The 12,211-nt window shown below is 36.8% G+C and carries 13 protein-coding genes; 12 read left to right on the top strand and 1 reads right to left on the bottom strand.

Features of this window, described 5'->3' with window-relative positions:
* Positions 1–64: 64 nt before the first annotated feature.
* From DUK53_RS05440 to DUK53_RS05395, 10 genes are all read left to right on the top strand, one after another.
* The gene (locus tag DUK53_RS05440; RefSeq protein WP_159106220.1) at positions 65–400 is read left to right on the top strand and encodes a DUF1433 domain-containing protein; all 336 of its coding nucleotides are present in this window, start codon (positions 65–67) and stop codon (positions 398–400) included.
* Positions 401–418: 18 nt separating this feature from the next.
* Positions 419–808 (top strand): hypothetical protein, encoded by a 390-nt coding sequence (locus tag DUK53_RS05435; protein WP_036092877.1) that lies wholly within the window; start codon positions 419–421, stop codon positions 806–808.
* Between the two features lie 586 nt (positions 809–1,394).
* Positions 1,395–1,709 carry a rhodanese-like domain-containing protein gene (locus DUK53_RS05430; RefSeq protein WP_036092875.1) on the top strand — a complete coding sequence of 105 codons (315 nt, stop codon included), beginning with the start codon at positions 1,395–1,397 and terminating at the stop codon, positions 1,707–1,709.
* Between the two features lie 2 nt (positions 1,710–1,711).
* Positions 1,712–3,370 carry an FAD-dependent oxidoreductase gene (locus DUK53_RS05425; protein ID WP_036092870.1) on the top strand — a complete coding sequence of 553 codons (1,659 nt, stop codon included), beginning with the start codon at positions 1,712–1,714 and terminating at the stop codon, positions 3,368–3,370.
* A complete protein-coding gene (locus DUK53_RS05420) occupies positions 3,363–3,659 on the top strand; it encodes a rhodanese-like domain-containing protein (protein WP_036092866.1) in 297 nt (98 codons plus the stop codon). The genes DUK53_RS05425 and DUK53_RS05420 overlap by 8 nt, the downstream gene beginning before the upstream one ends.
* Positions 3,659–3,919: a metal-sensitive transcriptional regulator gene (locus DUK53_RS05415; RefSeq protein ID WP_036092865.1), complete on the top strand. Its 261-nt coding sequence runs from the start codon at positions 3,659–3,661 to the stop codon at positions 3,917–3,919. The genes DUK53_RS05420 and DUK53_RS05415 overlap by 1 nt, the downstream gene beginning before the upstream one ends.
* Before the next feature lie 780 nt (positions 3,920–4,699).
* A complete protein-coding gene (locus DUK53_RS05410) occupies positions 4,700–5,713 on the top strand; it encodes an AcpB/EbpR/MafR family transcriptional regulator (RefSeq protein ID WP_036130040.1) in 1,014 nt (337 codons plus the stop codon).
* A 30-nt stretch (positions 5,714–5,743) separates the two neighbouring features.
* Positions 5,744–6,979, top strand: a complete 1,236-nt coding sequence (locus tag DUK53_RS05405; protein WP_036092858.1) for an IS3 family transposase — start codon at positions 5,744–5,746, stop codon at positions 6,977–6,979.
* A 26-nt stretch (positions 6,980–7,005) separates the two neighbouring features.
* Positions 7,006–7,578: a hypothetical protein gene (locus DUK53_RS05400; protein WP_036092855.1), complete on the top strand. Its 573-nt coding sequence runs from the start codon at positions 7,006–7,008 to the stop codon at positions 7,576–7,578.
* 343 nt (positions 7,579–7,921) lie between these two features.
* Complete coding sequence (locus DUK53_RS05395; RefSeq protein ID WP_036130046.1) at positions 7,922–8,536, top strand: IS630 transposase-related protein; 615 nt, start codon at positions 7,922–7,924, stop codon at positions 8,534–8,536.
* Positions 8,537–8,855: 319 nt separating this feature from the next.
* On the opposite strand, the gene DUK53_RS05385 is transcribed toward DUK53_RS05395, so the two are convergent.
* Positions 8,856–10,304 (bottom strand): AcpB/EbpR/MafR family transcriptional regulator, encoded by a 1,449-nt coding sequence (locus DUK53_RS05385; protein WP_036092850.1) that lies wholly within the window; start codon positions 10,302–10,304, stop codon positions 8,856–8,858.
* A gap of 229 nt (positions 10,305–10,533) precedes the next feature.
* Between DUK53_RS05385 and DUK53_RS05380 the strand changes: the two genes are divergently transcribed.
* Together DUK53_RS05380 and DUK53_RS05375 are read left to right on the top strand one after the other, a co-directional pair.
* The gene (locus DUK53_RS05380; RefSeq protein ID WP_036092844.1) at positions 10,534–11,250 is read left to right on the top strand and encodes a Crp/Fnr family transcriptional regulator; all 717 of its coding nucleotides are present in this window, start codon (positions 10,534–10,536) and stop codon (positions 11,248–11,250) included.
* 199 nt (positions 11,251–11,449) lie between these two features.
* Positions 11,450–12,166, top strand: a complete 717-nt coding sequence (locus DUK53_RS05375) for a Crp/Fnr family transcriptional regulator (protein ID WP_036130049.1) — start codon at positions 11,450–11,452, stop codon at positions 12,164–12,166.
* The last annotated feature ends 45 nt before the right edge of the window (positions 12,167–12,211 follow it).

The raw sequence follows: 12,211 nt of genomic DNA, 5'->3' as shown, positions 1-12,211 counted from the left end.
AAAGATTATTATAGCAAGTATTGGGATAATTTTACTACTAACTATAACAGGAGGAGCGCTAATTGTGAAACAAGAAGTAACCAAGAAAGAAAATGCAGCATTGGAAGCCGATAAAAAGCTCATGGCAGAAGAAAAACCAAGGATTGAGAAGTACCTGGTCTATAACTACGAAAACATAAAATCTGTCACGTTAACAAAGGTGGATTATAATCCGACTGGAATACCACACATCCTAGGATATGTGAACGGAGATAAGGAATTATCATTTGATGCTGGCATTTATGATGATCATTTTGAAACGGCGCTGGATGCAACGGGAGATCGTTTTCCACATACAAAACTTCCTGGTCATGAAACATTAACCGTTACCGAAATTGAAAAGTTAGAGAAAGAACAGTAATGGGTGGAGGGATAATTCATGATTAATATTCATGCCGGTGGCTTTGGTGGTGGATCTGTGGATGATGTAGTGAGTATGGATTTTCTACATAAAGCGAGCCAATATGCGGAAAGACATGATATGCATCAGCATTTTAATTACTTGTTAGAGGAAGACGAAGCATCTTTTTTCTTGTACCCCAAATTACTGTTGCTATTTAAAGAAGTCGTGAGGAAGCAACAAGTGAATCTGTTTTTATCTTATTTAACGGAGTCAAATCGGCAACTTGTCATGACTATTTATGGACCTGATCGGGTTTACTCCAGTAAGAGGGTCTGTGAGAAGTTGGAGATGACGAATGAACAAAGAAAACAGCAGATTGCTAAAGTACGCTATGAGCTAACCAAATTCTTGGCCAAGAATAATTAATCAGAAAGAGTCAGCAGATATGCTGGCTTTTTGCGTTGTATAGGGTCATTCTAACGCATCTAAAATGTTTGTTGTTGGTAATGTACTGGCTAAATCGACACAGGAACGAGCACGAAAGATGGTTCTTTTTAGGCGCAGAACCAGCATCTCCGAGTAAATAGGACATTTCATAATTTTCAAACAACGAGATAAGAGCATCAAGTACCGAAACAAGCTGTTTCCTACTGAATTTGTATTCAAAAACAAGTGTATCTAACGATCTTAAAACCTACTGAAATTCAAGAAGACTCCTACTATAGTCGGCTCCATTCATTGCTAGGTAGTACTTACCAGCGATGCTATAGAGGCATACTAACAACGTTTTTATTATCATAATATTTCGTGATTTACGATTTACTCGGAGATGCTGGTTCTTGCCTTACTAGTCACCATAAAATAACTAGCATTCGTCTGGGAATCTCTATCATTTCTTTTGAACTAGGTAATCGTGGGGTGACTAGAAGACAAATCTATTGACTTAGGAGTCTTTATATAGTTTAATATACCCCTAAGGGTATATTTTTATTTAGAAGAAAGGAGCTATTGTATGTTTTGTTTATTCAAAAAGATACCAACGATTTCAATACGAGAATTGCAGGGAAAACTAGATAAGAACACTATTTTATTAGATGTTAGAAGCCCATTGGAATACAAACGGGGACATATAAAAAATGCGAAGAACGTCCCCCTGAATAGGATATCCCATTATGAACAGAAAAAAGAGACTACCATTTTTGTCATTTGCCAATCAGGTGTACGAAGCAAGCAGGCCTTTCGTAAGCTAACCAAAAAGGGCTACAACGTTATAAATGTTGGTGGTGGTATGAATCATTGGCACGGACCTATTAAAGGAGGAAACTGATTATGTCAAAAATTATTATTGTGGGTGGTGTTGCTGGAGGGATGTCTGCGGCAACTCGTCTGCGTCGTTTGATGGAAGATGCTGAAATCATTGTGTTAGAAAAAGGGCCTTTTGTATCTTTCGCCAATTGCGGACTACCATATTATGTTTCAGGTGAGATTAGCCAACGAGACGATTTACTTGTTCAAACACCTGAAACGTTAAAAGCTAGGTTTGGATTGGATGTACGTCCTTTTCATGAGGTAATTGCGATTCACTCAGAGAATAAGACGATAACTATTAGGCATGAAGATGAAGATTTTATAGAACAGTATGATCAATTAATTTTATCACCAGGAGCAAAACCTTTTGTACCAAACATAGAGGGATTAGAACATGCAAGAAATGTTTTTACACTAAGAAATGTGCCTGATTTAGATCAGATTATGGGACACCTAGGCGAAAAAAATCCAAAACAAGCTACTGTCATTGGTGCTGGGTTTATTGGTCTAGAAATGGCCGAGAATTTACGTAAAAAAGGGATACATGTAACGATTATTGAAAAAGCACCACATGTATTGCCCACTTTAGATGAAGAAATGGCGGCGTATGTTAGAAATGAATTAATCCGGAATGGTGTAAAAGTCATTACTTCTCAATCCGCCGTAGCTTTTAAAAATGAGGGACAGGATATCATATTAGAAGATGCTTCTATCTTAAAATCAGATATCACCATTCTATCGGTTGGCGTACAACCGGAAAATACACTTGCTCAACAAGCTGGAATTGAATTAGGTTACCGTGGTGGTATTTCAGTAGATACCCATTATCGAACTAACTTACCAGATATATATGCTGTAGGCGATGCCATTGTAGTCAAACAGCAAATTACTGGTGAAGATGCGTTCATCTCACTGGCATCACCAGCAAATCGTCAAGGTAGACAAGTTGCAGATGTTATTGCTGGCCTGGAGCGTCATAATAAGGGCAGTATTGGAACAGCTATCGTACGCGTTTTTGGTATTAGCGCAGCTTCTACTGGGCTGAGTGAACGTGCTGCGAGACAAGCTGGTTTAGATGTCAGTATTGTGCACACTTCTGGCAAGGATCACGCAAACTACTACCCTGGTGCTACTGATATCACACTAAAACTAGTTTTCAATGCCAAAAACGGGGCTATTTACGGTGCTCAAGGTGTTGGTGCCAAAGGAGTGGACAAGCGCATCGATATTTTGGCTACCGCTATAAAAGCAGGTTTAACTATTTTTGATTTACCAGAGTTAGAATTTACGTATGCACCGCCATTTGGTGCTGCCAAAGATCCTGTAAATATGATTGGCTATGCAGCTATGAATTTAGCTGAGGGATTAAGCCATAATATTCAATGGTATGAACTAGAACAAGCAATAGCATCAGGTAAAACCATACTCGATGTTCGGAATAATAGCGAGTTGGTGAATCATGGCACATTTGAAAATGCGATTCATATTCCGTTAGATGATTTGCGCCATCGCATCGATGAATTAGATATTCAAAAGGAATATATTATAACGTGCCATAGTGGCTTACGAAGCTACATTGGCGAGCGTTTATTAAAGCAAAACGGCTTTAGTATTCAAAACCTAGATGGGGCATTTGCCTTATATAATACTGTAAAACCGGAGGGGATTCTACATGTATGAGTCGATTTTTATGGCTGACTTTTATCAACGTGAAAAAAACAATCGTTTGTCTATCCTAGATGTCCGAGAAGTGGATGAATTTCAAAGCGGCCATATCCCTAGTGCGCAAAATTTACCACTGAGTAGGCTGCCAGATATCTTTGAGATACTAGATAAGACGGAAGCCTATTATGTGATTTGCCATTCGGGTGGACGTTCCGCAACAGCATGTACTTTTCTTAGTCATCAAGGATTCAATGTCACGAATGTAATTGGTGGTATGACCTCTTGGAAGGGGGATTTAATATAATGTCTACGTGTGACAAGCAGGTTTGTAATCGTTTAAAAAGAGCAGAGGGGCAACTCCGTGGTGTTCAGAAAATGATAGAAGAAGGTAAAGAATGTCAAGAGGTTATCATGCAATTAAGCGCTGTGCGAGCAAGTGTAGATCGTATTATGGGCACAATTGTTGCTGAAAACTTGAAAAATTGTTTTGAGAATCCGGAGGAAAGTATAGAAAACCAAACAAAAAAATTGGAACAGGCTATACAATTAATTGTCAAGAGATAGGATCAATAAAGGGGTGCACATTAATCTAGGTTGATGATATAGCGCCCTTTTGGGTAAATAATAATACATTAATTTTTTACTTGCTCATCTGTGTATCAGGATTACGAGTAATAAAGATTGAGTGCTTCTTTTCTGGATTTATTTGATTGGCCCATAGTTTTACTGGTGAGATATAAAACAAATAACTTATGGTGGTATCGAGCACGCAATGGAAACCTTTATAGATGACGAATAATTGCTTTGTAATTTGAATCAGATCTTACCGATATAAAACAAGGCTATGCGCTTGGAATCCTTATATGCAATTTCGTATCCGAGGATGAGGCTGAGACAAAAGGGTCTCAAAAATGAAAAATAAGCAGGAATCTTGTGTATACCATTTTTGAAAATAGCTCTATACAACGATTCCTGCTTTTCTAGTTTCATACTTTTGACACTGAATTTTAGTTTTGTCTCAGCCTCATTTCGTAATGTCCGAATTACTTGGAGATTTTGATTGTATTTATATAACTTTATGTCACTTATTTATCAATTGATAAACGGATATATTATAAAAATTTATCAATAGTTCGAATCAGCGTACTAAAAATCAAAAAATTGGGGTATCTATTAAGTACTAAATAAGACCTAAGAAGAAACAAGGCCTTGTGAAACTTAAGGAGCTACAAGTAGTCACCTTTCACTATCATTAATAGGTAAAATTTATGTTGTAGTTCACGAATAAACCTATGTCAGATAAGAAAGATAGGCAACGCGCATCATCTAAAAAGGAGGTCGCGTATGAACCATTTTTGTTTAAGTTTAATAGCTGATAAAAAAGTACATCGCCAAATTTTGTTAATTGAGAAGATCGCAAAGGCTAGGTATGCCATTACGCTGGAGGAAATTTCTGATTCCCTAAATACATCATTACGAACCTTAAAAAGAGATTTGAAAGAAATAGCTAGTATGGAAGAAAATTTAATTATTAGACATTCTGCTGCGAAGGTAGAAATAACAGACAATGAGCTAGTTTCCTTCGTTTTAGCTGAATTTGCTGAAAAATCTCCGCTTTTTATCATCATTAAAAGTATCTTTGAAGGAAAGTATCTGAGTGTGGACGAATGGAGTGATGAACTATATATTTCTACATCCACATTATATCGGCATTTAAATCATTTAAAGGAGATTTTAGCCAGTTTTAATTTAAAATTGCAGTTCTCACCTGTGTCACTAGAAGGGCGTGAAGTGGAAATTCGGTATTTCTTTCATTATTTCTTTTATAGTATGGACGATATTTCTCAAAATTTCAGACCCAACAGAAAAACAGCCGAACTATTTGAAATAAGCTTTCAATATATTATGGAACATAGTGAGCTGGAAGGGCATGTTTGTCATCGTAGTGTATTGTATTGGATTATGGTAATTACAAAACGCTTGGAGCTGCGCCAAAATATTAAAATTAGTAATACCGCACAATTACAGAAAAAGGAGTTGCCCATGACATACGAAGCCATCGAAAAATTGGCTTTCGAAGTATTAGAACTTGTGCCTTCTTCTGACGAAGAGATAACGAAGAATGAAATTCTCTTTTTAGACTTTGTTTTATTAGACAATTATGTGTATACAGAGGAATTTTCCGCTCGTGTCATCGATTACGACGATAAAAAGTTAATTAAAAGTTTATTTTCTCTCGTTAAAACATATTTTATCGACAATGAATTAGAAGAACCTACAGAATACAATGGTACCTATAGAATGGACACTTCAAAAAAAGAAGTGCATTCTATAGGTATTTTTTGTATACTCAAATAAAGCAATAACTCCGCCAGAAAGGAAGGAATCATGAGCAAAAAACTATTCTCAAACGCCGAAATCCAAAAGCTACAACAAAATCCCAATGTAAGAAACGTCTCCCCGCGTGCCATCACATACGCTGACGCTTTCAAGCGTATCTTTGTGGAACGTTATTTAGCAGGAGAATTGCCACGTGCGATATTTGAAGCCCATCATTTTGATGTCGCCATCCTAGGCATGAATCGCGTAGAACAATGTGCAAGTCGCTGGAAAAATGCCTATGAAAAAGACAGTGTTGTTGGTTTGATGGACAATCGTAAAGGCGCTCAAAAAAAGCTCGAGAAGATAGAAGGAAGGTGCTTCACAAGAAAAAATAAATTAACAACGGATATGAAATTCCAATGGATTCAAACACTGGTCTCTGATGAAAATTTCACGCGTTACGTTAGCTATTTCTGTGGCTTATTAGAGGTGTCTAGGTCAGGCTACTACCGGCATGTGCAGTGTCAAACGAATCGAACACAGCGAGAAAAGCAAGACGAAGCATCGCGTGATATCATATTGAAAGCTTTCCATCGCCGCGGTTTCAAAAAGGGAGCTAGGAGTATCAAAATGGTGTTAGAAAATGAATTTGGCATCATTTACAGCCGTAAGAAAATCCGTAGGATTATGCGGAAGTACGACATCGTTTGCCCACATCGTAAACCGAATCCTTATAAACGAATCGCGAAGGCAACCCAAGAACATCGCGTCATTTCAAATAAATTGAAACGCCAATTTAAGCAAGCTATTCCTGGGAAGGTTCTACTCACAGATATTACTTATCTACCCTATGGTGAGCGTCAAATGGCTTATTTATCAACCATTAAAGACGGCTCCACCAATGAAATCTTAGCCTATCACATATCAGATAGAATCACATTAGACATTGCGATACAGACGATTAAAAAACTTAAAAAACGGAAGCACCACTTACACAAAGAAGCCTTTATTCATTCCGATCAAGGGAGCCATTATACAAGCCCTATCTATCAAAAACTTTTAAAAAAATACCACTTAGGCCAGTCTATGTCTCGCAGAGGAAACTGCTGGGATAACGCTCCGCAGGAGTCCTTCTTTGGTCATTTCAAAGATGACATCGATTCTCGCTCCTTTGATACCCTAGCGTCTCTGAAATCAAAAATAGATTATTACATGATTTACTATAATAACTATCGCTATCAGTGGAATCTCAAAAAGATGGCTCCTGTACAATACAGAAACCATCTTTTAGCAAGTGCTTAATTCTTTTTTTTACAAGTGTCCTTGACATGGGTACCACTTTAGAAAAAGCCTTGAGTATTTTTGTCTTTTATTTACGCAATATCATATTATTGAGCAAAATATCTCCTCTTTTCCAAAAAAACTTTTTTGAAATTAATAGTTCCATTCAAAAAAATCATGGTAATATGATGGCGGGTTGGTATGAAATCATAAAAAATAGTAAGGTGGCTGCACTTAAACGACTTAAATATTTAGATGATATCATTGTAAATTTGACGATGTTCACCCTTTACCTTGAGAATGTCAAAATCTCGAAAAAAAACAGTGGAAATACAGCTAAAACACACGTCCTATTCTCTTTGGATGGAAAAACAGCGTACTTGAACTATCTGCAAATTTACGCAAGAAATATATTAGAAACGAGCCATACCAAAATAACATTCTTATCCAATCAAAGAATTGACAATGCATATATTAGGCGTTTTAAAGTCGATATTTTAGTCAAAAACTATAAAGATAACTACGAACATTTCGACTGTCCTACTTACACCTGTTCTAGACAACCCACTACCAAAGACTGGGATAAAGTTTCGCAATATATTTCTGATTTTGAAGGATAGAATCTGTAATGGCCACCTTTTCCGAACAAAATTTATATGGAGAGTAGAACCAGCATCTTCGAGTAAGTTAGGCACGCTGAAATATGCTGATAAATAGAGTGTACTATTATTTTATTAAGTGGTAAAGGAGTAACAGGATGACAAATGATACAGATACAGCAGCTGGGATGGAAGCGTATATCCGTGCTCATCCTGAAAATCGGTGGTGGAACTAGCAAAAAAATATAAGATGACAAGGTATCGTATGGATGCCATCATCAAAGCGAATGAAGTGCTTTATCACGAGCGTCTTACTTTTAGAAAACAGAAAGAGGAGAAGCTGGCGGAAGCTATTCAGGCCTAGGTGAAGAAAAATCCAGATGCAACCATGTCTCACATCTTAGAAAATGCCAGTGATAAACCCATAGCGAAACAGACATTTCTTCGAATTATAGAGGCTTACGCTATTGAAGTCCAAGAAACGCGTAAAGTAGATGAGCGGGTTATCCAACAAATGAGCGCGCATATGGAAAAGTATCCTTATAAGACGCAGCAAGAGATAGCCGACGATTTTCATCTATCGGTGTCGTATGTTGGGCGATTGATCCGAAAACATAGCCTTCCATATCAGCGGAAGCGAAAGAAGAAGGGGTTATTGGAGGCAAGGGAATTAGCGCTATGTCTCGCGAAGCATACAGAGTGGACACATCAGGAAATAGCAGCGCATTTGCAGGTGTCCCGAGAGACGGTCATGAAATATATTAAACAGTATCATCTTCTGTACCTGCCGAAAAATAAAAAGGAAAAAAAGAAAATCTATCGAGACGCTTTACATGCCTTTGTGGTGGCACATCCAGATTTATCTATTTTAAAAGTGGCCAAGCATTTTGGCGTATCGGAAGCTACTATGAAAAAGAGGATGGAAAAACACCATATTCCTTACCGAAAACCGAGAAAGAATGGGTATCGCTTCCTTTGAAGTAACCGTTTATACCAATGGGCGGTTACTTCTTTTGTGTGGATCTGTAGCGTCGTTGGTTAGAGCAGACGGCTCATAACCGCCCGGTCTCAGGTTCGAGTCCTGCCAGATCTATTGTGACCGCTAGTGTGTACAAGAAGCTCAAGCGTAGAGAAATTCAAATCATTATAGTCGGAATATTGCGAAGTATAAGATTTGCTCGGAGATGCTGGTTCTACCCCTGCTACAGAGACCCCGCTTACTAAAAAAGGCCGATTTAATTTTTCAATAAAATAAGCAAGCGGAGCCATCGATATCCTCGCTCTCCGCTTGCTTATTTTTACACTTTCCTCGCTTCAATAATTTCGCCTAATTGACTGAAATCTCGCTTTGTTGGCGGTACATGCCAAACTAATACCTTTGTTTTGGAGGGTAATTCGACATGTGAGTCGCTAATAATTAAGTCATATTGCGGCATATGTTCTTTTGGATCGAGCTCTTCACAAAAAATGAGATATTCCTCCGAGTAATGTTGGCGAATCTGTCCTTTCAGATATTCTTCCCACAAAAAACCACTTTTTGAAATAACTTTCACATGTAAGCGCCGCGTGAACAATTCATTCATAAGAGAAACATTAAATAAATCGTGTAAATAGGTTGAAATCACTTTTTTATTATCACGAACGAAAAGGTAGTCGGGATGGCGCTCATATTTTTGAAGTTTTTGCATAATCATCTCCATTGTAATCACGTCAGGATAGAATTTTTTAGAGAAATGGTCCACATCTAAAATAAGATTTGTCTTTTTCACAAATGTGAAGCGAGTTAAATAGTCTAGGATAGCTAACTTTATTGTATCGTATTCCTGTATGCGACCATCTAGCAAAGTGAGAATGTCCTCAGCTAAGGCGAAGCGCTGTTTTCTGAATTTTTTATGATAATCAATGCGAAATTTTATTCGATCAAGACTGATATCCGTGAACGAGCATAAGAAACTAATATTTAGAATAGTATACCGTTCGATTAAGCTCATAGGTTCGTCTAAAAAAGCATCTAAATCATTAAAATCAATGTTTTCAGCATGATAGTATTTATAAATATCATCAATGGTGCTTTTTTCGACAGGGCTTAGTTCTGCTGCATAACCTTGTTTTATTCTCGTTAAACAAACGCATATGGCGATTGCATACTCCATTCGTGAACTGATTGAAAAAAAGACGCCCATATGTGCTTCAAATTTTTGAATAAAGCTATTGATTTGCTCAAAGCTAATTTCCTCACTGATCCAGCCGGAATAAGGATGACTTCTGATAAAGAGATGGGAAAAATAAAAGCGAATGTTAATCTCATTTCCTTCAATTTGTAGAGGCTTATTCTTTAATATAAGCCTACTGCGAGCCAAGAAAGTATCAATCTCTTTTAGCTTCAAATAAAACGAAGCAGGGCTAATAAAGTTTTTTTCCGCCCATTCCGGTATAGTCAATTTATCATTATGAAAGATGGATACAGAGAGTACAAATAAATCACTATGAGTAATCATATAAGCTTGCAAAAAATCAAAATTGATATCAGGAGCTGTTTTTAAAAATAGACGCTTATCTTCTTCATAGATGTGAGCCATTTCCATAGGACAGGTAGAATTGAATAGTTTTACATCAGCTTTTAACGTATTTAATGAGCACTCCACAGCTGCAGTTAATTCTTTTTTACTCAGTGGTTTTTCTGCAAAAAATAGTATGTTGAGCATTTTTAACTTCCGATAATCAGATGCTGTAATAATATCTTTCATTATAAAGCCCCTCCATTCCTTACCTCTATACATTCATGATAAAATAAGCACAAAAAAAGTGCAAATGATAAAATACTTAACGCGCTACAAAAAATAGGAGTTCAAAAGTTTGCAACACTTCTGTATTTAAAAATCCATAAATTTAGAAAACAAAGGTAATATCTCATGTTACGATCGGTATTATAATTATAAAAAAAGACTATAATCAAAAAGAAAGTGAGAATAACGAATGAATAAACAAGTAGCTGAGATGAACTATTTATATAATGCGAGCGTTGTAGAAAAGGAATTTAGCACAGAAAGGCTTCTACAGTGTTTAAAAGAGGAGCATATGTATCCTATCGAAGGAATGATCAAACAGTACGAAAGATATGAGCACATGATAAAGGAATCGGAAAGCATAGAAGAGGTTTTTTTTATTTTATCTGGGTGTATTATTGCTTCTAAAGGAAAAATGCGAACTCCCTACCTTTATGGAAGTCAAGATATTATTGGCTTAGAGAATCTAACAATGGAAAGCCAATCTTCTTATTCGTTCGAAGTAATTTCAGATAAGGTCAAGGTAATGAAATATAAAAAAGAGGATGTTATAAAGAAGCTATTTAACACACAAGAAGGCTATTTATATCACTATGTATATATGCAAGATCGTTTCAAACAAATAGTAAGAAGAGAACAGTTATTACGATTAAACGCTGAAGAGAGGGTGGGGTCAGCCCTTATTATATTATCCGAAAGATATGGTGAGAGGATAGTATCATCCACTATTTTCAGATTTCCGAAATCCATCAATAAAGGATTGCTTGCAAGGTATACAAATCTAAACCCCAATACAATTACCAACGTTCTTCAAAAGTTACACCAAGAAAATATATTATCGAGAAATCAAAAAGGACTTTATGTGGATATTTCTATATTGAAGGCGAAAATAGCCCATATGTTTTGATAATAACACATTGTCTTAGGAAGATACTACTGCCTTTTGTAAAACGCTTTTCCTTACCAAACACACAAGCACTTATCAAAGAAAATGAAAAAATGTTTCATTTTTTTAGAAAAATGAAACTATTGTCCGATTAGCTGGTAAAGTATAAGTAGGCAAAGGAAAACCAATCATACCACATAGTTGAAGGAGGACAAAACATATGAAACAGAAATTAGAGATGATGAGCCTTTTGTATAATCAACGCTATATAGAAAAGCAGTTTAGTGAAGAAAAATTCCAATTTTTTTTAGAGGAAGATACGATTTTTCCAGTGGAAGGGAGACGTAAGAAATATCGAAAAGGCGATATGTTATTAGTGGAGGATGATGAAGTAGATGATATCCTTTTCATTGAGTCGGGGTACTTGATGGCCATGAAGGATGAGGAAAATATCATCGACTTCTTGGGACCACAGGATATTATTGGATTGAGCAATTTGTTACTAGGCAGTCCATCTGACTATGTTTACCAAGTCATTTCCAATGAGTTGACTGCCCTAACATACGCGAAGGCAGATGTGATTGATAAAGTGATGAATACGCAAGAAGGATACTTTTATCATTATGTACACATGCAAAACCAAGTCGCACGGATGATGGAAAAAGAAGAATTATTACGACTTCCCTCCGAAGAACGCATCAGCCGCGCTATTTTGAAACTCGGAGAAAAATTCGGGCAATCGACGCAAGGTGACCCAGATACCATCTGTTTCCCCACCCAAATCAGTAAAGGCATGCTCGCGCAATACACCAACCTTAACCCCAACACGGTCACGAACATCCTCCAAAAACTGCAAGCAGAAGAGATACTCATTTCGACAAAACGAATGATATATTTTGATACCTATAAATTACAAGAAAAATTGGATGTTCAATAAATAGTAACAAATAGGGGGAAGCCATTCTAGAAATGTGGAAAATGC

The organism is Listeria sp. SHR_NRA_18, assembly GCF_003856515.1.
In the GTDB taxonomy this organism is placed as follows: domain Bacteria; phylum Bacillota; class Bacilli; order Lactobacillales; family Listeriaceae; genus Listeria_A; species Listeria_A newyorkensis.
The sequence above is the reverse complement of the archived record's forward strand: the minus strand, read 5'-3'. Positions and strand labels throughout refer to the sequence as shown.